This is a genomic window from Pseudomonas paraeruginosa, from assembly GCF_003025345.2.
Lineage (GTDB): Bacteria > Pseudomonadota > Gammaproteobacteria > Pseudomonadales > Pseudomonadaceae > Pseudomonas > Pseudomonas paraeruginosa.
In genome coordinates this window covers 4,760,203-4,781,036 of the sequence record NZ_CP020560.1, presented here as the reverse complement: position 1 = coordinate 4,781,036, position 20,834 = coordinate 4,760,203, and the positions used below count along the sequence as shown (strand labels likewise).

At 66.4% G+C, this 20,834-nt stretch carries 21 protein-coding genes, 1 pseudogene and 1 riboswitch; of the genes and pseudogenes, 13 read left to right on the top strand and 9 right to left on the bottom strand.

Features of this window, described 5'->3' with window-relative positions:
* Positions 1 to 69: 69 nt before the first annotated feature.
* From argJ to B7D75_RS22635, 3 genes are all read left to right on the top strand, one after another.
* Positions 70 to 1,287 carry a bifunctional glutamate N-acetyltransferase/amino-acid acetyltransferase ArgJ gene (gene argJ, locus B7D75_RS22645; protein WP_003150385.1) on the top strand — a complete coding sequence of 406 codons (1,218 nt, stop codon included), beginning with the start codon at positions 70 to 72 and terminating at the stop codon, positions 1,285 to 1,287.
* A 108-nt stretch (positions 1,288 to 1,395) separates the two neighbouring features.
* On the top strand, positions 1,396 to 2,025 hold the full coding sequence (locus B7D75_RS22640) for a glutathione S-transferase family protein (protein WP_043103166.1): 630 nt from the start codon (positions 1,396 to 1,398) through the stop codon (positions 2,023 to 2,025).
* Positions 2,026 to 2,081: 56 nt separating this feature from the next.
* Positions 2,082 to 3,029: a Nudix family hydrolase gene (locus B7D75_RS22635; RefSeq protein WP_012077185.1), complete on the top strand. Its 948-nt coding sequence runs from the start codon at positions 2,082 to 2,084 to the stop codon at positions 3,027 to 3,029.
* Between the two features lie 68 nt (positions 3,030 to 3,097).
* On the opposite strand, the gene B7D75_RS22630 is transcribed toward B7D75_RS22635, so the two are convergent.
* From B7D75_RS22630 to B7D75_RS22615, 4 genes and pseudogenes are all read right to left on the bottom strand, one after another.
* The gene (locus B7D75_RS22630; RefSeq protein WP_034080911.1) at positions 3,098 to 3,676 is read right to left on the bottom strand and encodes a cob(I)yrinic acid a,c-diamide adenosyltransferase; all 579 of its coding nucleotides are present in this window, start codon (positions 3,674 to 3,676) and stop codon (positions 3,098 to 3,100) included.
* Between the two features lie 4 nt (positions 3,677 to 3,680).
* A complete protein-coding gene (locus tag B7D75_RS22625) occupies positions 3,681 to 5,777 on the bottom strand; it encodes a sensor histidine kinase (RefSeq protein WP_012077183.1) in 2,097 nt (698 codons plus the stop codon).
* A gap of 49 nt (positions 5,778 to 5,826) precedes the next feature.
* A complete protein-coding gene (locus tag B7D75_RS22620) occupies positions 5,827 to 6,738 on the bottom strand; it encodes a putative 2-dehydropantoate 2-reductase (protein ID WP_034080909.1) in 912 nt (303 codons plus the stop codon).
* 37 nt (positions 6,739 to 6,775) lie between these two features.
* A pseudogene (locus B7D75_RS22615) lies at positions 6,776 to 7,873 on the bottom strand (response regulator).
* A gap of 103 nt (positions 7,874 to 7,976) precedes the next feature.
* Here B7D75_RS22615 and B7D75_RS22610 point away from each other — a divergent pair.
* A complete protein-coding gene (locus B7D75_RS22610; RefSeq protein ID WP_003155666.1) occupies positions 7,977 to 8,456 on the top strand; it encodes a YajQ family cyclic di-GMP-binding protein in 480 nt (159 codons plus the stop codon).
* Positions 8,457 to 8,687: 231 nt separating this feature from the next.
* The gene (locus tag B7D75_RS22605) at positions 8,688 to 9,524 is read left to right on the top strand and encodes a mechanosensitive ion channel family protein (RefSeq protein ID WP_003155665.1); all 837 of its coding nucleotides are present in this window, start codon (positions 8,688 to 8,690) and stop codon (positions 9,522 to 9,524) included.
* A 54-nt stretch (positions 9,525 to 9,578) separates the two neighbouring features.
* Here the strand turns inward: B7D75_RS22605 and ampG are convergent, their stop codons facing one another.
* A complete protein-coding gene (ampG, locus tag B7D75_RS22600; protein ID WP_003155663.1) occupies positions 9,579 to 11,363 on the bottom strand; it encodes an MFS transporter AmpG in 1,785 nt (594 codons plus the stop codon).
* A 42-nt stretch (positions 11,364 to 11,405) separates the two neighbouring features.
* Positions 11,406 to 11,789 (bottom strand): MGMT family protein, encoded by a 384-nt coding sequence (locus B7D75_RS22595; protein WP_012077180.1) that lies wholly within the window; start codon positions 11,787 to 11,789, stop codon positions 11,406 to 11,408.
* Between B7D75_RS22595 and B7D75_RS22590 the strand changes: the two genes are divergently transcribed.
* Positions 11,788 to 12,789: a DUF481 domain-containing protein gene (locus B7D75_RS22590; protein ID WP_034080908.1), complete on the top strand. Its 1,002-nt coding sequence runs from the start codon at positions 11,788 to 11,790 to the stop codon at positions 12,787 to 12,789. The two genes, B7D75_RS22595 and B7D75_RS22590, sit on opposite strands and share 2 nt — an antisense overlap.
* A 114-nt stretch (positions 12,790 to 12,903) precedes the next feature.
* Entirely contained in the window at positions 12,904 to 13,911 is a 1,008-nt protein-coding gene (locus B7D75_RS22585) for a DUF481 domain-containing protein (protein WP_023442907.1), read from the top strand.
* Positions 13,912 to 13,970: 59 nt separating this feature from the next.
* Here the strand turns inward: B7D75_RS22585 and B7D75_RS22580 are convergent, their stop codons facing one another.
* Positions 13,971 to 14,729 (bottom strand): SDR family oxidoreductase, encoded by a 759-nt coding sequence (locus tag B7D75_RS22580; RefSeq protein WP_012077178.1) that lies wholly within the window; start codon positions 14,727 to 14,729, stop codon positions 13,971 to 13,973.
* A gap of 108 nt (positions 14,730 to 14,837) precedes the next feature.
* On the opposite strand from B7D75_RS22580, the gene B7D75_RS22575 reads away from it, so the two are divergent.
* The 4 genes from B7D75_RS22575 to groL all read left to right on the top strand — a co-directional run bounded on the left by B7D75_RS22575 (position 14,838) and on the right by groL (position 18,290).
* The gene (locus B7D75_RS22575; RefSeq protein WP_012077177.1) at positions 14,838 to 15,572 is read left to right on the top strand and encodes a HugZ family pyridoxamine 5'-phosphate oxidase; all 735 of its coding nucleotides are present in this window, start codon (positions 14,838 to 14,840) and stop codon (positions 15,570 to 15,572) included.
* A 68-nt stretch (positions 15,573 to 15,640) separates the two neighbouring features.
* Positions 15,641 to 16,108 (top strand): FxsA family protein, encoded by a 468-nt coding sequence (locus tag B7D75_RS22570; RefSeq protein ID WP_012077176.1) that lies wholly within the window; start codon positions 15,641 to 15,643, stop codon positions 16,106 to 16,108.
* A 194-nt stretch (positions 16,109 to 16,302) separates the two neighbouring features.
* Positions 16,303 to 16,596: a co-chaperone GroES gene (locus B7D75_RS22565; protein WP_003094064.1), complete on the top strand. Its 294-nt coding sequence runs from the start codon at positions 16,303 to 16,305 to the stop codon at positions 16,594 to 16,596.
* A gap of 50 nt (positions 16,597 to 16,646) precedes the next feature.
* Positions 16,647 to 18,290, top strand: a complete 1,644-nt coding sequence (gene groL, locus B7D75_RS22560; protein ID WP_012077175.1) for a chaperonin GroEL — start codon at positions 16,647 to 16,649, stop codon at positions 18,288 to 18,290.
* A 56-nt stretch (positions 18,291 to 18,346) separates the two neighbouring features.
* On the opposite strand, the gene B7D75_RS22555 is transcribed toward groL, so the two are convergent.
* Positions 18,347 to 19,033 (bottom strand): ParB-like protein, encoded by a 687-nt coding sequence (locus B7D75_RS22555; RefSeq protein ID WP_107114447.1) that lies wholly within the window; start codon positions 19,031 to 19,033, stop codon positions 18,347 to 18,349.
* 100 nt (positions 19,034 to 19,133) lie between these two features.
* Positions 19,134 to 19,196: riboswitch (Fluoride riboswitch) on the top strand.
* Positions 19,197 to 19,263: 67 nt separating this feature from the next.
* On the opposite strand from B7D75_RS22555, the gene crcB reads away from it, so the two are divergent.
* Both crcB and B7D75_RS22545 read left to right on the top strand, forming a co-directional pair.
* Positions 19,264 to 19,647 (top strand): fluoride efflux transporter CrcB, encoded by a 384-nt coding sequence (crcB, locus tag B7D75_RS22550; protein ID WP_034080904.1) that lies wholly within the window; start codon positions 19,264 to 19,266, stop codon positions 19,645 to 19,647.
* 19 nt (positions 19,648 to 19,666) lie between these two features.
* Positions 19,667 to 19,996 (top strand): DUF190 domain-containing protein, encoded by a 330-nt coding sequence (locus B7D75_RS22545; protein WP_034080903.1) that lies wholly within the window; start codon positions 19,667 to 19,669, stop codon positions 19,994 to 19,996.
* Here B7D75_RS22545 and B7D75_RS22540 read toward each other — a convergent pair.
* Positions 19,939 to 20,730, bottom strand: a complete 792-nt coding sequence (locus B7D75_RS22540; protein WP_107114446.1) for a phosphatase PAP2 family protein — start codon at positions 20,728 to 20,730, stop codon at positions 19,939 to 19,941. The genes B7D75_RS22545 and B7D75_RS22540 overlap by 58 nt on opposite strands.
* Positions 20,731 to 20,834: the final 104 nt, after the last annotated feature.

The following is a 20,834-nucleotide window of genomic DNA, read 5'->3' as shown; positions in this document are numbered from 1 at the left end:
CCGATGCGTTTTCCGTCACGCCGTCGCAGACGGCATCGAGTCCACTGTTTGGTAAAGGAGCGCGTTCCCATGGCTGTCGGTCTTGGCCCCCTGTCCACCCTGCACCCGGTCCCCGGTTTCGAACTCGGCATCGCTTCGGCCGGCATCAAGCGACCGGGGCGCAAAGACGTGGTGGTCATGCGCTGCGCAGAAGGTTCCAGCGTGGCCGGGGTATTCACCCTGAACGCATTCTGTGCCGCGCCGGTGACCCTGGCCAAGCAGCGTTTCCTCGGCGAGGTGCGCTACCTGCTGACCAATACCGGCAATGCCAACGCCGGTACCGGCGAGGCCGGCCTCGCCGCCGCCGCGCAAACCTGTGCCAAGCTCGCCGAACTGGCCGGAGTCGTCGAGACTTCCGTGCTGCCATATTCCACCGGAGTGATCGGCGAACCTCTGCCGGTGGCCAAGATCGAGGCGGCGCTGCCGGCGGCCCTGGCCGACCTGGCCGAGGATCATTGGGCCGAAGCTGCCACGGGGATCATGACCACCGATACCCTGCCCAAGGGCGCCAGCCGCCAGTTCGTCCACGACGGCGTGACCGTGACCGTGACCGGGATCAGCAAGGGCGCCGGGATGATCAAGCCGAACATGGCGACCATGCTCGGTTACATCGCCACCGACGCCAAGGTCGCCCAGGGCGTGCTGCAGGACCTGTTGCGCGACGCCGCGAACAAGTCCTTCAACCGCATCACCATCGACGGCGATACCTCCACCAACGACTGCTGCATGCTGATCGCCACCGGTCGCGCGGCGCTGCCGGAAGTGACCCAGGCCAGCGGCGCGCTGTTCGCCGCGCTGAAGCAGGCGGTGCTGGAGGTGTCCATGGAACTGGCCCAGGCCATCGTTCGCGACGGCGAGGGCGCGACCAAGTTCGTCACCGTTCAGGTCAATGGCGGCGCCACTCACCAGGAGTGCCTGGATGTCGGCTATGCGGTGGCCCACTCGCCGCTGATCAAGACCGCGTTGTTCGCTTCCGATCCCAACTGGGGACGGATCCTCGCCGCGGTCGGGCGTGCCGGCGTGGCCAATCTGGACGTGAGCAAGATCGACGTCTTCCTCGGCGACGTCTGCATCGCCAGCCGTGGCGGCCGGGCGGCCAGCTATACCGAGGAGCAGGGCGCGGCGGTCATGGCCCAGGCCGAGATCGGCATCCGCATCGAACTGGGACGCGGCACCTGCAGCGAGACCATCTGGACCACCGACCTGTCCCACGAATACGTCAAGATCAACGCGGAGTACCGCACCTGAGCCCGGCATTCCGATCCTTCATCGATGGATGAAAATCGGGAATTTGCCATCGGGCCATGCGCCTCTTAAGTTCCCCTGGATGAAGGAACGACCGAGAAGGAGAGACGCATGGCCCTTACCATCGTGATTGGAAACCGCAACGATTCGTCCTGGTCGCTGCGCGGCTGGCTGGCCCTGCAGATGAGCGGGGCGGCCTTCGATGAAATCCTCGTGCCGCTGGGGCGGCCCGATAGCCGAGAACGTATCCTGCGGCATTCGCCGACCGGCAAGGTGCCCCTGTTGAAAAGCGAGGACGGCGATATCTGGGACTCCCTGGCCATCGCCGAGTACCTTGCCGAGCGTTTCCCCGAGGCCCACCTGTGGCCGCGCGGCGAGGCGGCGCGGGCGATGGCGCGCTCGCTCTGCGCGGAAATGCACAGTGGCTTCATGGCCTTGCGCGGCGAGTTGCCGATGGACCTGCGCCGCCAGCAGCCATTGGTGGAATTGTCCGAGGCGACGCGACAGGATATTCAGCGTATCTGCCAGGCGTGGGCGGAGTGCCGCCGGCGCTTCGGCCAGGACGGTGCGTTCCTGTTCGGCCATGCCAGCCTCGCGGATGCGTTCTACGCGCCGGTGGCGGCGCGCTTCCGCAGCTATGCCGTGGAGTTGCCGGACACCGCCCGGGCCTATGTCGAGACCATTTATCAGTGGCCTGCGTTTCGTACCTGGTACGACGCGGCATTGCGCGAGCAGGCCTAGTTGACCGTCGGTACCGTCCCAGGCGGTGCGCGGCGGCAGTAGCGAGGAGATGATCCGTGAAACGAGTACATGTCGCCGCGGCCGTGATTCGTGGCTCCGATGGCCGGGTGCTGATCGCCCGTCGGCCGGAAGACAAGCACCAGGGCGGCCTGTGGGAGTTTCCCGGCGGCAAGGTGGAGGAGGGCGAGCCGGTGCGCGTGGCGCTGGCCCGTGAACTGGAAGAGGAGCTGGGCATTCGCGTCGAGCGGGCCCGCCCGCTGATCCAGGTGCGCCACGACTATGCCGACAAGCACGTGCTGCTCGATGTCTGGGAGGTCGATGGTTTCTCCGGCGAGCCGCATGGCGCCGAAGGCCAGCCGCTGGCCTGGGCGGAGCCGCGCGAGCTGGCGGACTACGAGTTCCCCGCCGCCAATGTGCCGATCGTCCAGGCCGCGCGCCTGCCGGCGCACTACCTGATCACGCCGGATGGCCTGGAGCCGGGCGAACTGATCAGCGGCGTGCGCAAGGCGCTGGAGTCGGGCATCCGCCTGATCCAGCTGCGCGCGCCGAACATGTTCAGTCCCGAGTACCGCGATCTCGCCATCGATATCCAGGGGCTCTGCGCCGGCAAGGCGCAGCTGATGCTCAAGGGCCCGCTGGAATGGCTGGGCGACTTCCCGGCCGCCGGCTGGCACCTGACCTCCGCCCAGCTGCGCAAGTATGCCAGCGCCGGTCGGCCGTTTCCCGAAGGGCGCCTGCTGGCGGCTTCCTGCCACGACGCGGAGGAGCTGGCCCTGGCCGCCTCGATGGGCGTGGAGTTCGTCACCCTGTCGCCGGTACAGCCCACCGAGAGCCACCCCGGCGCGCCAGCGCTGGGCTGGGACAAGGCCGCCGAACTGATCGCCGGCTTCAACCAGCCGGTCTACCTGCTGGGTGGCGTCGGTCCGCAGCAGGCCGAGCAGGCTTGGGAGCATGGAGCCCAGGGCGTGGCGGGTATCCGTGCGTTCTGGCCGGGCGGCCTTTGACGGTGGACGAAGAAAAGGAGGCTTCGGCCTCCTTTTTTTTCGTCTCGATGCCGCGCCCTCGCTCCCCGTCAGTCCGGTTTTGCCGCCGCCTCCCAGAGGATCTCCGCCACGCCCTGGCGCCGGGCGATGGCGCGGGCGGCGACGAACAGCAGGTCGGAGAGCCGGTTCAGGTAGCGCAGGCCGACGCCCTCCAGCGTTTCCTCCTGGTCCAGTGCCTGGCAGCGCCGTTCGGCGCGGCGCGCCAGGCTGCGGCAGACATGGGCCAGGGCGACCAGGCGGGAACCGCCGGGGAGGATGAAATTCTTCAGCGGGCCCAGCTCGTCGTTCCAGCGGTCGATGCAGCTTTCCAGGCGTGCCACTTCCGTCTCGTCCAGGGCCTGGTACTCCGGCATCGCCAACTCCCCACCGAGGTCGAACAGGCGGTGTTGCACCGGCGCCAGCGCCTGGACTATCTCCTCCAGGCCGGGATGTGCGCCACGCGCTTCCAGCAGCTCGGCAAGGAGCAGGCCCAACTGGCTGTTCAACTCGTCGACCGCGCCGATCGCCTCGATGCGCGGATGGCTCTTGGGTACCCTGCGTCCGCCGGCCAGGCCGGTCTCGCCGCGGTCGCCGGTGCGGGTGTAGATCTTCGACAATCGATTGCCCATGGCTTCAACCTTCCTCTTCGTCGCCACGCCGCAGGCTGCTGCCCGGCTGCGGCAGGGCGGGTGGCAGGGCCTTGGCCTGTGCCGGGGCGACCAGTCCGGTGCTCTCCAGCGGCAGGCGGATGCTGAAGCAGGTGCCACGGCCGAGTTCCGAGCGCACCTCCATCTGGCCCTTGTGATTGTTGGTGATGATGAAATACGAGACCGACAGGCCGAGGCCGGTACCCTGGCCGACTTCCTTGGTGGTGAAGAACGGCTCGAAGATCCGCTTGCGCACCAGCTCCGGCATGCCGCTGCCGTTGTCTTCCACCTGGACTTCCGCCCAGGGCGGCACCAGACGCGTACGCAGGACGATCCGGCCTTGCTCGCCTTCCTCTTCGTCGTCGCGCTGGTGGATGGCCTGGGCGGCGTTCTTCAGCAGGTTGAGCAGGACCTGCTCGACCTCGTTGGCGATCACCGGCACCGGCCCCAGGTTGGGGTCGAACTCATGGACGATCTGCAGCGACTTGAAGTCGAAACCCTCGGCCAGGTCGAAATCGTTGCCGGCGATCTCCACCGCCTGTTCGATCAGCGCGGGCAGCTCGCAGGCGGTCATCTGCCGGTGGCTGCGCCGGCTGAAGGCGAGCATGTGGGTGACGATCTTCGCCGCCCGCGAGCCGGCGTGCTGGATGCCTTCAAGCAGGCGCGGGATGTCGCGACCATCGAGGTAGTGATTGATGTCTTCCAGCGGCACGCCGACCTCGGCGGCCAGTTCGACGTTCTTCGCCAGCTCCGGGGACAGGCGTCGCTTGATGTTCTGTACGTTGTGCAGGATCGCGCCGAGCGGGTTGTTGATCTCGTGGGCCATGCCGGCGGCGAGGCTGCCGACCGAAAGCATCTTCTCCGATTGCACCATCACTTCTTCCAGGCTCAGGCGCTGGGTGATGTCGTCGATGCGGATCACCGCGCCACGGCCGGTGCCGCCCATCAGCGGATAGAAGGTCAGGGCATAGTGGCGCGGGGTGTCGATCAGTGCCCAGGTGACCCTTTCTACGCGCTCCACGCTGTGTTTCTCGGCGGCGCGGGTGAGCTGCGGGAGGAACGGCTTGAGCGAGGGGAAGGCAAGGAACACCGGCTGGTTCACCGCGTCGTCCAGGCTGGTGCCGGAAAGCTGGCTGGCTTCCTGGTTCCACTGGGTGACGTAGAGCTGCTCGTCCACCGCGATCAGCGCCGAGGGCATGGAGTCGATGATGCTGTTGAGGTAGTGCTGGAAACCGGTGAGCTTCTTCTCGATCTTGCTGCGCACCTGCACTTCCAGTTCCAGCTTGCGGTTCGAGCGGCGGGTTTCCTCGGCCAGGCTCTGGGCCTGCTCGACCGCCTCCTGGGCGTCGTCGCGGGCGCGCTTGAGCTGCTGCTCGCGGGCTTCGATGCGGGTCAGCATGGTGTTGAAGGCGTCGGCCAGGCGGCCGATCTCGTCGCCGTTGCCGCGCTGGGCCCGCAGCGCGTAGTTTTCCTCGCGGGTGACCTGGCGCGAGAGTTCCTCCAGGTCGCGGATCGGCCGGGTGATCAGGCGGCGGATCTGCTGCGCCACCAGCAGCCAGAGCAGCACGCTGATGCCGAGGATCGCCAGGCTGGCGGTGAGGGTCCCGGTGTAGAAGGCGCTGGGCAGCTCCCCGCTGGCCACCAGCAGCAGGTAGCCGGGGCGGGCGTTTTCCTGTGGTAGCTCGATCAGCGCATTGAGGCGATATTCGCCGCGTCGCCAGTGTTCCAGGCGATCGAGCCGGGCCGGCAGCTTGAGGGTATCGCCGCGCTGCAGGTCGGCCAGCATCAGGCCGTTGCTGTCGTACAGGGCGGCGGCGCGCAGCGGCTGGTAGTCGTTGAGCTGGCGCAGCAGGACCTCGGCGGTCTGCGGCGAACTGAGCGCCGGCTGGCTCAGCGCCGGGTTGGCGATCAGCCGGCCGATGGTCTGCATGGCCTGGGGCGCGACGCTTTCCTGGGAGATCCAGTAGGCGGCGCTGATGAACGCCAGGTTGGCCACCAGCAGCACGGTGGCCAGCAGGATCAGCAGGGCGGCGAGCAGTTTCTGTCCGACGGGCAGGTTGTCGAGGCGCTGGCGCAGGTTCATGGGCTCGGATGTTTCGTGGCGAAGAGGGTGGCGGGCAGGGTAGCGCGCTTTAGCGGTCGGGCAAACCGCGCTGGCGCAGGTGGTCCTGCAAGCGGACGAACAGGGCTTGCAGGCGCGGCAGCGGCAGCCCCAGGCGCTGGCCGTGCTGGCAGGCGTAGCCGAGCAGGTAGCCGATCTCGGTGCGCCGGCCCCGGGCGACGTCCTGGTGCATCGAGGAGTAGTTCGACGCGGTGGCGTCGATCACTCCCCGGACCTCCTGCAGCAGGCTTCCGGCGGCCTCGACGTAGCCGCCGGCGTGGAGCAGCTGGCCGAGTTCGTCGCAGAGCGCCGCGACTTCCTGGGAATGCTCCCGCAGGCCGCCGTTGCGGCAATCGTGGAGCACGGTCAGCGGGTTGATCGCGCAGTTCAGCGCCAGCTTGCGCCACAGGCGCTCGAGGATGTCGGCGCTCCAACTGTGCGCGATCCCGGCCTGCGACAGCTGGCCCAGCCAGGCGGGGGCGGCACCGCCGCGGGGATCGCCGAGCCAGGTATGCCCGCGACCGGCGAAGACCACGCGGAAATCACCGTCGCGGAACGCGCCCTCGGTGCTCGAGGCGAACAGGCAGCGGCTGCGCGGCAGGCGCGCGGCGACCGCCTGCTGGCTGCCCAGGCCGTTCTGCAGCAACAGCAGTTCGGCGTTGCCGGCCAGGCGGTGGGCCACGCTGGCGGCGGCCTCCTCCGCGTCGTAGGCCTTGCAGGCCAGCAGCAGGCGCTGGATCGGCGGCCCGCCATCGGGCGTTTCCGCGGCGATCGGGTAGAGGCTGGCCTGGCCATCCTCCACCAGGCTCAGGCCGCCGGCCTGCTGGTAGCGGCGCAGGCGCTGGCGGTCGCGCAGGATCAGGCGGACGGGCAGGCCGGCGCGGCCGAGGCGCGCGGCCCAGAGGCTGCCGAGGCTGCCGGCGCCGAGGATGTGCCAGGTCATGAGGGTGCTACTGCGAATGGCTGACGATAGGCGAAGTCTAGCGCAGCGCCGGTAGCCGGCAGGTAGCGATCCGGCCGCTGGCGTAGGCATCGGGCAGCAGCGCCTCGGTGCGCTGCATCAGTTCGTCGATGCCCAGCGGCAGGGCCTTGCCGTCGAGGCCGAGCATGGCGATGCCGGCCTTCAGGCCGATGAAGCCCTCGCTGGTCTTGAAGGCCTTCAGGTTGAGTCCGTCGTGCAGCCGCTTGAAGCTGCTCGACGAGCACTCGTGCAGGTCTTCCACCAGGGTGATCAGGGCGAAGTGCTGTTCGTCCAGGCGCACCAGCACGTCCAGCGGCCGCACCAGTTGTTGCAGGCGGCGGGCGACGCCGAGCAGCAGTTCGCGGTGGAACGCCTCGCCGTGGCGCTGGCGCAGGGTCGGTGCTTCGGGCATGCCGATCAGCAGGTAGCACAGTGCGCCGCCGCGGGTCTCCACCTGGCGCAGGCTGTCGGCCAGCTTCTGCCGCAGGTAGCGCGGGTTGCCGAGGCCGGTGAGGGTATCCACCAGGTTGCGCTCCTCCATCCGCGCGATGTTCTCGGTGAGCAGACGGTTTTCCACCAGCAGGCGCTGCAGGGTGTTGCACAGGCGGTCGGCGGCATAGATGCGCGGCACCAGTTGCTCGTTCATCGCCGCCTTGCTGACGAAATCGTCGACGCCGCGGTCGAAGGCCTCGCCGAGGACGTTCTCGCCCTCCTTGCCGGTGAGCAGGACGACATAGGTGTAGTGGTTGCTGCTTTCGTCCAGCTGGCGCACCCGGGCGGTCAGTTCCAGGCCGTCCATCTCCGGCATCAGCCAGTCGGCGAGAAGCACGCTGACCGGGCGCTCCTCGAGTTGCCGCAGGGCTTCGCTGGCGCTGCTGGCGAAGCGGATGTCCTGGTAGCCGGCCTGGCTGAGGGCGCGGCCGATCATGGCGCTGGAGAACTTGGCGTCGTCGACGACCAGGATGCTGAGATCGGGGTTGGGCATGAACGGACTCGGGATGAGGATTGGGCCGGTACGCTGCCGGCAGGGGCCCGGTCGTCGCGGGAGACCCCTTTCGGGCACGTTGGTGCGCGTCATCGGGAATAAATCGTCGGTCTCCGCCAAACCGGCGGGCATTCGCTCGCGAGGGCTCGGTTATAATGGGCGGGCATTTTTTACCGTCAAGTCAGGCGCGGTTCCGTCTGTGAACCCTGTCGCGCCTTCCATCTGGAGAGATGACATGCCTTCGTTCGACGTGGTGTCCGAACTGGACAAACACGAGTTGACCAACGCCGTGGACAACGCCATCAAGGAACTGGATCGCCGTTTCGACCTGAAAGGCAAATGCAGTTTCGAAGCCAAGGACAAGTCGGTGACCCTCACCGCCGAAGCCGATTTCATGCTCGAGCAGATGCTCGACATCCTCCGCTCCAACCTGGTCAAGCGCAAGGTCGACAGCCAGTGCATGGAGGTCAAGGACGCCTACCCGTCGGGCAAGGTGGTCAAGCAGGAGGTGAATTTCCGCGAAGGCATCGACAAGGACCTGGCGAAGAAGATCGTCGGCCTGATCAAGGAACGCAAGCTCAAGGTCCAGGCCGCCATCCAGGGCGAGCAGGTGCGGGTCACCGGCAAGAAGCGCGACGACCTGCAGGAAGCCATCGCCCTGTTGCGTGGCGAGTCCCTGGGGATGCCGCTGCAGTTCACCAACTTCCGCGATTGACGAGGTTTTTCGGAACCTCTCGCCATCCCGGGCATCGCAATAGGAGTAGCGCCGCCGCGGCGTCTCCGGCGATGCCTCTCCCTGTCGGCGCAGCGCCGGGCCATCCGCGCTGCGCCGATTCGTGTCCAGGTCCGGAAACCGTCGCGCGGCGTCTCCGGGCAGGAATCTGCAAGAGCCCGCCCCGTTTTCCGTGCCGCACGGGTGGGTGTTTCTCGAGAATGGAGGTAATGCATGGAATTGAACTACGACCGACTGGTGCAGCAGACCGAGTCCTGGTTGCCGGTCGTGCTGGAGTACAGTGGCAAGGTCGCCCTGGCGCTGCTGACCCTGGCGGTCGGCTGGTGGCTGATCAACACCCTGACCGGGCGGGTCGGCGGGTTGCTTGCCAAGCGCAGCGTCGACCGTACCCTGCAGGGCTTCGTCGGCAGCCTGGTGAGCATCGTCCTGAAGATCCTGCTGGTGGTCAGCGTGGCCTCGATGATCGGCATCCAGACCACCAGCTTCGTCGCCGCCATCGGTGCCGCCGGCCTGGCCATCGGCCTGGCCCTGCAGGGCAGCCTGGCGAACTTCGCCGGCGGCGTGCTGATCCTGCTGTTCCGCCCGTTCAAGGTCGGCGACTGGATCGAGGCGCAGGGCGTGTCCGGCACAGTGGATTCGATCCTGATCTTCCACACCGTGCTGCGCAGCGGTGACAACAAGCGGATCATCGTACCCAACGGCGCGCTGTCCAACGGCACGGTGACCAACTATTCGGCCGAGCCGCTGCGCAAGGTGATCTTCGATGTCGGCATCGACTACGACGCCGACCTGAAGAGCGCGCAGAACATCCTCCTGGCCATGGCCGACGACCCGCGCGTGCTCAAGGATCCGGCGCCGGTGGCGGTGGTGGCCAACCTCGGCGAGAGTGCGATCACCCTGTCCCTGCGGGTCTGGGTGAAGAACGCCGACTACTGGGACGTGATGTTCATGTTCAACGAGAAGGCCCGCGACGCGCTGGGCAAGGAAGGCATCGGCATCCCGTTCCCGCAGCGGGTGGTCAAGGTGGTGCAGGGCGCATTGGCCGACTGACGGCGCGGGCGACCACGAGAAAGGCCGGCATTCGCCGGCCTTTTTTCATTCGACTCAGTGTTGCTCGGCGTTCTGGTGCCCCGGCGCCGGCGTCTCGCTGGTCGGCGCGCGGCGCAGCCACAGCCAGCCGATCAGCAGCAGGGTGGGAATGCCCATCACCGCGGTGACGTAGAAGAAGCGCTCGTAGCCGAGGCTTTCGACCATGGTTCCGGAGTAACCGCCGATGAAGCGCGGCAGCAGGAGCATGGTCGAACTGAGCATGGCGTACTGGGTGGCGGAGAACTTCAGGTTGGTCAGGCTCGACAGGTAGGCGACGAAGGCCGAGGCGGCGAGGCCGCCGCTGAAGTTGTCGAGGGTGATGGTCATCACCAGCATCAGCACGTGCGGTTCCAGCGCCATCACCAGGCTGAACACGTCGTGGCTGGGCAGGGCCTCGGCATGCAGCGGGCCGAGTTGGGCGAGCATGGCGAACAGCAGGTTGGTGGTGGCCGAGGCGGCGCCGCCGATGAACAGGATCGAGAGAATGCTGAAGCGGGCGATCAGCACCCCGCCGGCGGCGGCGCCGATCAGGGTCATGAGCACGCCGAAGACTTTGCTGACGCTGGCGATGACTTCCTTGGAGAAACCCATGTCGATGTAGAACACCCCGGCCATCACACCCATCACCGTGTCCGACAGTCGATAGGTGGAGATCAGGCCGAGCAGCAGCAGGGCCTGCCAGCGGTAGCGCTGGACGAACTCGGTGATCGGCGTCAGCACCGGGGCCATCAGCAGGCGTCCGGGCGCCGACAGGCAGGACGCGGCGATCAGCAGGAACAGCGTGCCGCGCGGCCAGGCCCCGGAGTAGTAGGCGCGGCACATGGCGGTGACAGTGACCAGGAGGATGATCAGGACCATCACCGAGACCGCCTGGTGGACGAAATCGAACAGTGGAACTTCCTTGCCGCGCGCCGCCACCAGCAGCGGCCGGCGCACGGTGGCGAGCAGTTCGCGGACCGGGCGGATCTGCTGGCGCCCCCAGGGCGACAGGCAGATCCCCATCAGCAGGGCGTAGAGGCCGGCGCGTGGCCAGGCGCGGTCGAGCAGGGCGGTGATCATCGCCGGCAGCGAGATCAGCAGGATCAGCAACAGGAGCACCGAGAGCAACTGGTGGTTGAAATCGAAGCGCGACGGATTGACGTGGATCGGCACGTCCACCGCCGGCTCGCGGATCAGCAGGCTGGTGACCAGGCCGGGCAGGATGAGCAGGGCGAACAGCGCGTAGGTCAGGCCCCAGGCCGTCTGGCTGTAGTTGAGACTGGTAGAGCCGAACCATTCGGCGAGGATCAGCGCGCCGGCGCTGGCCAGCAGGATCGCCGCGCGGTAGCCGGTCATGTAGCAGGCGGCGAGGGCGGCCTGGCGACTGTCCTCGGCGATTTCCAGGCGGTAGGCGTCGATCGCGATATCCTGGGTCGCCGAGGCGAACGCCACCAGCAGGGCCAGGCCGATCAGCCAGGGCAGGTGGTTCTGCGGGTTGCACAGGGCCATGCCGAGCAGGCCGAGGGCGATCAGCACCTGCGAGAACACCAGCCAGGAGCGGCGCCGGCCGAGACGGCCGACGATGGGCAGGCGCCATTGGTCGAGCATCGGCGACCAGACCCACTTGAAGGCGTACACCAGACCCAGCCAACTGGCGAAACCGATGGTGTCCCGCGCCACGCCTGCCTCGCGCAACCATACCGACAGGGTGTTGAACACCAGCATGGTCGGCAGGCCGGCGGCGAAGCCGAGCAGCAGGAGGGCCAGGCTGGCGGGAGACTTGTAGGCGACCAGGGCCTCTCGCCAGGATTGCTGAGTCATGAGGTAACCGTTCCGCAAAAAATAACGCGCACTCTAACCGCTCTACTTCGCTGTAAGCCAGCCATGCCGACGTATGTCCACCCTGTCGTTGTGCAGGAGGACGCCTTCCTCGCGCAGGCGCGTGCGCTGCTCGCGGCCGCCGGGGCTGTCCGCCGGCAGGCTGATGCGGCCGCCGGCGCCGAGCACCCGGTGCCAGGGCAGGCGCGTGTCCGCCGGCAGTTGGCCGAGGGTTCGCCCGACCCAGCGCGCGGCGCGGCCGAGACCGGCCATTTCGGCCAGCTGGCCGTAGCTGACCACCCGGCCCGGCGGCACTTGCGCCAGCACCAGGTACAGGGCCTCGCGGCGCGCCTGGGCGCTTGCCGGGTCGCTGCCGGTCCAGGCATGCTCGCCGGTTTTCCCTTTCCTGTCCGCCTTGTGAACGCCCATGTCGCTCAGAGCCCTCTGTTCATTGGTCTTGATACTGCTGTCCGGCCCAGCGCTGGCCGACACCGTGTGGCTGGACAACGGCGACCGCCTGTCCGGCGAAATCGTGCTGATGGACGGCGGCAAGCTGGCGCTGAAGACCCGCTACGCCGGGCAGGTACTGATCGATTGGAAGAATATCGACACCATCAGTTCCGACAAACCCCTGCTGGTCAAGCAGCAGGGCGTTTCCGGGCAGCGTAGCCGAACCCTGGAGGCGGCGGGCAAGGGCATGGTGCGGATCGTCGATGGCGAAAGCCGCACCGTCCCGCTGGCCAGCATCCACCAGATGGTGCCGCCACGGCCGCTGGTGGAGGACCTGGTCTGGGAGGGCAATCTCGATGTCAAGCTGGACAGCAAGCGCAACGACAGCGACAAGGACGAGTGGAAGCTCAAGGGCGATACCCGGGTTCGCCACGGCGCCTGGCGCCACGTGCTGGCGGGGGAAGTGGAACGGGAGAAGAAGGACGGCAGGCAAGTCGAGGACAATTGGGATCTGGGCTACGATCTCGATCGCTTCTTCGACGAACACTGGTTCTGGCGCGCCAGCTATTCGCAACAGCGCGATGGGATCGACAGCCTCGAGCGCCAGCGTGCGCTGGGAACCGGCCCCGGCTACCAGTTCTGGAACGACGAGCTGGGGCGTTTCGACCTGGTCGCCGCGATCAGCCGCTGGCAACTGGAATGGCGCGACCAGCCGCGCGAGGACTTCACCTCCTACTCGCTGGAATGGGACTACAAGCGGCTGCTCGCCGGGACCCGGCTGGAGCTGTACAGCAAGGGAACCGTGCTGGTGCCGGGCATCGAGCAGATCGATTACCTGCTCGACAGCGAATACGGCCTGCGTTATCGCCTGAACAGCTGGGCGCGTCTTTCGTTCCTTTATGAACTGGACCAGTTGCGCGCGGCGGGCGGTACCCAGTCCGACCGGCACTACCTGATCGGGATCGGCGTCGGCTGGTGAGCCGGCGCACCTTTCGGCCGATCCGGCTGAACTTTACCGCCCGTGCCCCGGTCCTTGCTCTGCCGCCCGGCATTTGGATAATGCCGGCCTCTTCGAACCCACTTCAGTTGATTTGTGCTCATGTTGTCGAGAATTCTGCTGTGCCTCGCCGCCCTCGCAAGCTCCACCTCAACCCTCGCCGATACGGTCTGGATGAAGAACGGTGACCGCCTCACCGGCAAGATCACCCTGTTCGATGGCGGCAAGCTGCTGCTCAAGACCGACTACGGCGGCGACATCACCCTCAAATGGGACAAGATCTCCACCTTCGAGAGCGAGCAGAACCTGCTGGTCAAGCAGGACGCCGAGACCGGCGAGCACTCCAGGGGGATCAAGGCCGCCGGGCCGGGCCAGGTGACGCTGGTCAATGGCGAGCCGAAGACCGTGGAGCTGGCCAGCATCCAGCAGATGATGCCGCCCAAGCCGATCCTCCAGGACTGGGTGTGGAACGGCAACGTCGATTTCTCGCTGGACCGCAAGCAGGCCGAGAACGACGTCTCCGACTACGACATCGACTTCAAGACCAACGCCCGGCATGGGCTCTGGCGCCATAACATGCAGGGCGAGTACAACCGCGAGAAGAAGAACGGCCAGGTCAGCACCGACAATTATTCCGGCCAGTACGCGCTGGACCGCTTCATCGACGATCACTGGTTCTGGCAGGGCCAGGTCGCCTACAAGCGCGACATGATCGAGGACCTGGCGAAGAAGCGCACCATCGGTACCGGTCCCGGCTACCAGTTCTGGGACAACGAACTGGGCGCGTTCTCCATCGCCACCCTGGTCAACCGCAACGACTACGAGTTCGCCGACGGCGAGAAGGAGCACTTCTATTCGTCGAGCCTCAAATGGGACTACAACCGCTACCTGCTGGCCAAGCAGTTCGAGCTGTTCACCAACGGCGAGGTCAGCAAACCGCTGCAGTCGGGCCTGGACTACGAACTGCAGACCGAGGCGGGGATCCGCTACAAGCTGACCAGCTGGGCCTCGTTGAGTCTGAAGGCGGAGTGGGACAAGTTCAGCGGCAACGACGGTAACGTCAACCAGCGCCGCTATACCTTCGGCCTCGGGGTCGGCTGGTAGTACCCGCGCCACGAAAAAGCCCCGCGAACGCGGGGCTTCTTTCCTTGCGGTGCTGGCGCCTACAGGCGCAGACCGCCATCCAGCTCGAGGATGCGACCGGTGTAGTAGTCGTTCTCGAAGATGTAGGCCACCGAATGGGCGATCTCCACCGGCTTGCCCATGCGCTTGAGCGGAATGCCGGCGGTCATCTTCTCCAGCGCCTCGGGTTTCATGCCCGCGGTCATCTCGGTCTCGATGAAGCCCGGCGCCACGCCGGCGACACGGATGCCGTAGCGCGCCAGCTCCTTGGCCCAGACCACGGTGTCCGCGGCCACCCCGGCCTTGGCCGCCGAGTAGTTGGCCTGGCCCATGTTGCCGGCGCGGGAGATCGAGGAGATGTTGACGATCGCGCCCTGGTTCTTCAGCTCGATCATCTTCGCCGCTACTTCGCGGGTGCAGAGGAATACACCGGTGAGGTTGACGTCGATCACCGATTGCCACTGGGCCAGACTCATCTTGCTCAGCTCGCCGTCCTTGACCTTGATGGTCAGGCCGTCGCGGAGGATGCCGGCGTTGTTGACCAGGCCGTTGATGGCGCCGAAGTCGCTGGCGACCTGGGCCACCATGTGGGTAACCTGTTCCTCGTCCGCCACGTTGCACAGGTAGGCGCGGGCGTCGCCGCCGGCGGCCTTGCAGGCGGCGACGGCTTCGTCGAGGCGTTCGCGGTTGAGATCGACCAGGGCCAGCCTGGCGCCCTTGCCGGCGAGGTATTCGCCCATCGCCCGGCCGAGACCCTGGCAGCCGCCGGTGATAATGATGACCTTGTCTTTCAGTTGCATTGGTTGGAACCCCACGAGCAGTTTCTGGAAGCGGACCTTGCCGGCATCTGCGAACGCACTTTTCTATGCCCGTCCGTTTGCGACGGATTTTATGCAAGGAGTCATAAATTGAGCGTTGAAGCTGCAAAGAATGCCCGAGAATTGCTGCTCAAGGAATACCGCGCGGTCCTTTCCACCCAGTCGAAGAAATGGCCGGGCTTTCCCTTCGGCTCGGTGGTGCCGTATTGCCTGGACGGTGAAGGCCGGCCGCTGATCCTGATCAGCCGCATCGCCCAGCACACCCATAACCTGCAGGCCGATCGGCGCTGCTCGCTGCTGGTCGGCGAGCGCGGCGCCGAAGACATCCAGGCGGTCGGCCGCCTCACCCTGCTGGCCGAGGCGCGGCAACTGGCGGAGGAGGAGGTCGCCGCGGCGGCCGAGCGCTACTACCGCTATTTTCCCGAGTCCGCCGATTACCATCGGGTCCACGATTTCGATTTCTGGGTGCTGCAGCCGGTCCAGTGGCGCTTCATCGGCGGTTTCGGCGCGATCCACTGGCTGGGCGCCGAGCGCGTGCCGCTGGCCAATCCGTTCGCTGGCGAAGCCGAGCGCGGCATGGTCGAGCACATGAACAGCGATCATGCCGCCGCCATCGCGCACTATGTGGAACTGGCCGGACTGCCGGCGCACGCCGCGGCGCAACTGGCGGGAATTGATACAGAAGGTTTCCACCTGCGCATTGGCCAGGGCCTGCACTGGCTGCCGTTCCCCGCGGCCTGCGGCAACCCCGGGGCGGTGCGCCAGGCTCTGGTGCAACTGGCCAGGGCCGAGCGCTGGCCGACCGCCGAGCCGGCGCAGGGTTGAATTCTCCGCCGATCGGCGCCAACTACTGGTGGTACCGGGGGCATCCAGGCCCCGCCAAGGACTCTGAAATGCGCGCTTTTCTCTTTCTGCTGTTGCTCTTCCCGCTGGTCGAGCTGGCCGTCCTGATCAAGGTCGGCAGCGTCATCGGCGTGGGCTGGACCCTGTTCCTGATCGTCGCCAGCGCCTTCATCGGCGCCGCCCTGTTGCGTGTGGCCGGTGTCGCCACCGCCTGGCGCGCCCGCGAGCGGCTGGCCCGCGGCGAACTGCCGGAGGAGGAAATGCTCGAAGGCCTGCTGATCGCCGTCGGTGGCGGTCTGCTGATGCTGCCGGGCTTCATCAGCGACATCTTCGGCATCCTCTGCCTGATTCCCTTCACCCGCCGCCTGATGCTCGGCGGCCTGCGCCGTCGCGTCGAGCAGCAGGCGCTGCGCCGCCGCGCCTTCGCCGACGACCTTGACGCCCGCTACGGACAGGGTGCGTCGCGGCCGAACGTCATCGAGGGCGAGTACGAGCGCCGCGACGATTCGCGCCGCTGAAAAAAATTTCACTGCTTGCCCTTGAAATGGCTTGTGACGACCTTATGTAACGGTCACCGCAAGGTCCCTGCCATACGGGCAGGCTGTCTTACGCGGCTCGCGCGTCGAGTCGCAACCCGGCAACGCCGGCTTCAACAAAACCCGCCGGACTTCGATCCGGCCGTTGGAAACCACTGTTTGGGAGAGTTACGACTATGAAGCTTCGTCCTCTGCATGATCGCGTCGTTATCCGTCGCAGCGAGGAAGAGACCAAGACCGCAGGCGGCATCGTGCTGCCGGGTTCCGCCGCCGAGAAGCCGAACCGCGGTGAAGTGGTAGCCGTAGGTACCGGTCGTGTACTGGACAACGGCGAAGTGCGCGCTCTGGCAGTGAAGGTGGGCGACAAGGTGGTCTTCGGGCCGTACTCCGGCAGCAACGCCATCAAGGTCGATGGCGAGGAACTGCTGGTGATGGGCGAGTCCGAAATCCTCGCCGTCCTGGAAGACTGATCGGTCTCCCCACTCCGTTTTCACCGAATTCGATTTAGAGGAAAGAGAACATGGCTGCCAAAGAAGTTAAGTTCGGCGATTCCGCTCGCAAGAAAATGCTGGTCGGCGTGAACGTGCTGGCCGATGCCGTCAAGGCCACCCTCGGCCCGAAAGGCCGCAACGTGGTTCTGGACAAGTCCTTCGGCGCTCCGACCATCACCAAGGACGGCGTTTCCGTCGCCAAGGAAATCGAGCTGAAAGACAAGTTCGAGAACATGGGCGCCCAGCTGGTGAAAGACGTTGCCTCCAAGGCCAACGACGCTGCCGGTGACGGCACCACCACCGCTACCGTCCTGGCCCAGGCCATCGTCAACGAAGGCCTGAAGGCCGTCGCCGCCGGCATGAACCCGATGGACCTGAAGCGCGGCATCGACAAGGCCACCGTGGCCATCGTCGCCCAGCTGAAGGAACTGGCCAAGCCCTGCGCCGACACCAAGGCCATCGCCCAGGTAGGCACCATCTCCGCCAACTCCGACGAGTCCATCGGCCAGATCATCGCCGAGGCCATGGAGAAGGTCGGTAAAGAAGGCGTGATCACCGTCGAGGAAGGCTCTGGCCTGGAGAACGAACTGTCCGTCGTCGAAGGCATGCAGTTCGATCGCGGCTACCTGTCTCCCTACTTCGTGAACAAGCCGGACACCATGGCTGCCGAGCTGGACAGCCCGCTGCTGCTGCTGGTCGACAAGAAGATCTCCAACATCCGCGAAATGCTGCCGGTGCTGGAAGCCGTCGCCAAGGCCGGCCGTCCGCTGCTGATCGTCGCCGAGGACGTCGAGGGCGAAGCCCTGGCCACCCTGGTGGTGAACAACATGCGTGGCATCGTCAAGGTCGCGGCCGTCAAGGCTCCGGGCTTCGGCGACCGCCGCAAGGCCATGCTGCAGGACATCGCCATCCTCACCGGCGGTACCGTGATCAGCGAAGAAGTCGGCCTGAGCCTGGAAGGCGCTACCCTGGAGCACCTGGGCAACGCCAAGCGCGTCGTGATCAACAAGGAAAACACCACCATCATCGATGGCGCCGGTGTGCAGGCTGACATCGAAGCCCGCGTCCTGCAGATCCGCAAGCAGATCGAGGAAACCACTTCCGACTACGACCGCGAGAAGCTGCAAGAGCGCCTGGCCAAGCTGGCCGGCGGTGTTGCCGTGATCAAGGTAGGCGCTGCCACCGAAGTCGAGATGAAAGAGAAGAAAGCCCGCGTCGAAGACGCCCTGCACGCTACCCGTGCAGCGGTGGAAGAGGGCGTGGTTCCCGGCGGCGGCGTAGCCCTGGTTCGTGCCCTGCAGGCCATCGAAGGCCTGAAGGGTGACAACGAGGAGCAGAACGTCGGTATCGCCCTGCTGCGTCGCGCCGTCGAAGCGCCGCTGCGCCAGATCGTGGCCAACGCCGGCGACGAGCCGAGCGTGGTGGTCGACAAGGTCAAGCAGGGCTCCGGCAACTATGGCTTCAACGCTGCCACCGGCGTGTACGGCGACATGATCGAGATGGGCATCCTGGACCCGGCCAAGGTCACTCGTTCCGCTCTGCAGGCCGCGGCCTCCATCGGCGGTCTGATGATCACCACCGAAGCCATGGTCGCCGAGATCGTGGAAGACAAGCCGGCCATGGGCGGCATGCCTGACATGGGCGGCATGGGTGGCATGGGCGGCATGATGTAAGCCGACCGGCCCCTGTGGTTGAAAAAAGCCCCGCTTCGGCGGGGCTTTTTTTTGCCTCAGCGCGGGCAGTCCTGGCGGTAGCCCGGCAGTTCCTTCGCCGCCGGCTCGCAGGCCAGGCGCAGGGCTTCCTCCAGGTCGCCGGGCAGCGAGGCACGGCTGATCGGCCGCCAGTGCATGCGTTCGCCGAAATAGCGTGCCCAGTGGAACTCGATGAAATAGCTCCGCCGATCCTTGTCGAAGGCGTTCTCGTCCTCGGCGTAGCCGGCGAGGGCGCGGTAGGGGTCGTTGCCGAGCCCGGCGAGGTCGTTGGGCAGGGCGGCGGGCGGGATCGGCGCGCCGCGCGCATCGTGCAGCCAGACCCAGTGGTTTTCCTGCATCTTCTCCCAGAAGTCGCCGACCCGGGGTAGCTGGCCGATCACCTTCACCGGCACTTCCCGGGTTGGCTCCAGGCGCCAGAGCGCGCTGCTCAGGTGGTGGCGATCGGTGAGGTAGAAGCGTCCATCGGGACCGATCACCACCGGGATTTCCTTCTTGCGCAGGTAGCGTTCGAGGGCCTTGGGCTTTTTCCCGGCGAGCTTGGCCTGTTCATCCTCTACCTGCAGCAGGCCGACGTTCTGCTGGGTCGGGTGGAGCGCCGCCAGGGGCAGTTCGCACCAACTGTCGACGGGGCTATGCGACGAGCATTCCCCGGCTTGGGCGGCGCAGGCGAGGAACAGGCAACAGAACAGCAGGCAGGGGCGCATGGAGGGACTCCGGCGAGGGGGTATTTTCGCTGCAGACTGGCACGTTTTGCCCGTGCCTGCGTACCCCGGGCTTTGATAGGCGCTGCGCTTTGTGCCAATCTAGCCGGCAGGAGATGGCATTCCTCCTTCAACCGCCCCTGGGGCTGATGATGCCTACGCATGAACCTGGAAAAGGCGCGTAGGCGCTCGCCTGCCGCCTGTCCGAATCGCTCTCCTACAAGGACAGGACTATGTGGAAATCCATTCTCGCCATCGCCCTCGGCGCCGCCCTCGGGGCGCTGTTGCGCTGGTTCCTCGGGCTCAAGCTGAACAGCCTGCTGCCGAGCGTTCCTCCCGGCACGCTGCTGGCCAACCTGGTCGGCGGCTACATCATCGGTGCGGCGATCGCCTATTTCGCCCAAGCGCCGGGTATAGCGCCGGAGTGGCGGCTACTGATCATCACCGGGTTCTGCGGTGGCCTGACCACCTTCTCCACCTTTTCCGCCGAGGTCGTCACCCTGCTCCAGGAGGGGCGCCTGGGCTGGGCCGCCGGGGCTATCGCGACGCATGTCGGCGGCTCGCTGCTGATGACCCTGCTGGGGCTGTTCTCGATGAACTGGATGCTGGGCAGATAGCGCAGCGGGAGGAACGATCATGCAAGGCTACCAACTGACCTTCATCACCCAGCAGGGCCGCCACCACCAGGGCCAGCCGCTCTGCGACTGGCTGCTGGAGGAGGCGCGCCGCCTGGGGATCCGCGGCGCCACCGCGCTGGCCGCCAGCGAAGGCTTCGGCCAGAGCGGCCGGCTGCATTCGATGCACTTCTTCGAGCTGGCCGACCAGCCGCAGGAGATCCTCATGGCGGTCGATCCCGGGCAGGCCGAACGCCTGTTCGAGGCGATCCGCCAGGCCGGCGTGCGGCTGTTCTACATGAAAGTACCCGTCGAGTTCGGCGTACTGGGGGCGGACGAGCCCGCTTCCTGAACGCGGTTTTCCCCGCCGCCGTCGCGTTGCCCGCTCACGGCCGGTCGATAGAGCATCAGACGGTACAGGCCGAGGCAGATCAGCCAGTCGAACAGCATCGTCCACAGGTTGTGCGAGAGGAAGTGCGCGCCCTGCAGCATGCGCGACAGGGACAGCAGGCAACCCATGCCGAAGGCGAAGGCCAGGGCGTAGCGCGCCAGCTTCGGCCGGCGGTCGCGCAGGGCGAAGAACAGGGCGAACAGGACGAAGCCCGACGACGCGTGCCCTCCCGGCCAGCACCGCCCGGGGTGATCGGTCGGCGGTCGCGGGCTGAGCAGCGAGCTGTAGGCTTCCTCGCCGCCGAACTGCGCCAGGCTCCAGGGGCACTGCACCGCCGTGAGTGCCTTGAGCGGGGTGACTATGCTGGCTGAAATACTCATGGCGAGGAACACATAGGCCAGCGGCCGGCTCAGCGCACGCCAGGGCCGGTAGAACAGGCCGACGATGGAAACCAGCAGGCCGATGAGGCTGATGGCGATCACCAGTTGCTTGACCCGGTCGTGCAGGATGTTTTCCAGGAACCAGCTGTGCCGGCCGATGAAACCGGCTCCCGGCTCGTACATCAGGTTGGCCAGGGCGAGGTCCAGGGTCACCGGCTCGCAGATCAGCAGTAGCGCGGCCAGGCCCAGCGGCAGGACGAGGAACAGCCAGGGATTGAAGGGGCGGGAAAGGGGGCGGGTGGCGGCCTGGGACATGCGATCTCCGACGCGGCGTTGACGTTCTCTTGACTTCGACGCTGGTTAAATCCACCGCCGGGGTTCGAGCGCACTTCCAAAGCCGCTATGATCGGCTGCTGTGG

Excerpts from the sequence above, each read along its gene's own strand:
- argJ (WP_003150385.1), top strand. The coding sequence starts at position 70 with ATGGCTGTCGGTCTTGGCCCCCTGTCCACCCTGCACCCGGTCCCCGGT.
- B7D75_RS22640 (WP_043103166.1), top strand. The coding sequence starts at position 1,396 with ATGGCCCTTACCATCGTGATTGGAAACCGCAACGATTCGTCCTGGTCG.
- B7D75_RS22630 (WP_034080911.1), bottom strand. The coding sequence starts at position 3,676 with ATGGGCAATCGATTGTCGAAGATCTACACCCGCACCGGCGACCGCGGC.
- B7D75_RS22625 (WP_012077183.1), bottom strand. The coding sequence starts at position 5,777 with ATGAACCTGCGCCAGCGCCTCGACAACCTGCCCGTCGGACAGAAACTG.
- B7D75_RS22620 (WP_034080909.1), bottom strand. The coding sequence starts at position 6,738 with ATGACCTGGCACATCCTCGGCGCCGGCAGCCTCGGCAGCCTCTGGGCC.
- B7D75_RS22610 (WP_003155666.1), top strand. The coding sequence starts at position 7,977 with ATGCCTTCGTTCGACGTGGTGTCCGAACTGGACAAACACGAGTTGACC.
- B7D75_RS22605 (WP_003155665.1), top strand. The coding sequence starts at position 8,688 with ATGGAATTGAACTACGACCGACTGGTGCAGCAGACCGAGTCCTGGTTG.
- ampG (WP_003155663.1), bottom strand. The coding sequence starts at position 11,363 with ATGACTCAGCAATCCTGGCGAGAGGCCCTGGTCGCCTACAAGTCTCCC.
- B7D75_RS22590 (WP_034080908.1), top strand. The coding sequence starts at position 11,788 with ATGTCGCTCAGAGCCCTCTGTTCATTGGTCTTGATACTGCTGTCCGGC.
- B7D75_RS22595 (WP_012077180.1), bottom strand. The coding sequence starts at position 11,789 with ATGGGCGTTCACAAGGCGGACAGGAAAGGGAAAACCGGCGAGCATGCC.
- B7D75_RS22580 (WP_012077178.1), bottom strand. The coding sequence starts at position 14,729 with ATGCAACTGAAAGACAAGGTCATCATTATCACCGGCGGCTGCCAGGGT.
- B7D75_RS22570 (WP_012077176.1), top strand. The coding sequence starts at position 15,641 with ATGCGCGCTTTTCTCTTTCTGCTGTTGCTCTTCCCGCTGGTCGAGCTG.
- B7D75_RS22565 (WP_003094064.1), top strand. The coding sequence starts at position 16,303 with ATGAAGCTTCGTCCTCTGCATGATCGCGTCGTTATCCGTCGCAGCGAG.
- groL (WP_012077175.1), top strand. The coding sequence starts at position 16,647 with ATGGCTGCCAAAGAAGTTAAGTTCGGCGATTCCGCTCGCAAGAAAATG.
- B7D75_RS22555 (WP_107114447.1), bottom strand. The coding sequence starts at position 19,033 with ATGCGCCCCTGCCTGCTGTTCTGTTGCCTGTTCCTCGCCTGCGCCGCC.
- crcB (WP_034080904.1), top strand. The coding sequence starts at position 19,264 with ATGTGGAAATCCATTCTCGCCATCGCCCTCGGCGCCGCCCTCGGGGCG.
- B7D75_RS22545 (WP_034080903.1), top strand. The coding sequence starts at position 19,667 with ATGCAAGGCTACCAACTGACCTTCATCACCCAGCAGGGCCGCCACCAC.
- B7D75_RS22540 (WP_107114446.1), bottom strand. The coding sequence starts at position 20,730 with ATGTCCCAGGCCGCCACCCGCCCCCTTTCCCGCCCCTTCAATCCCTGG.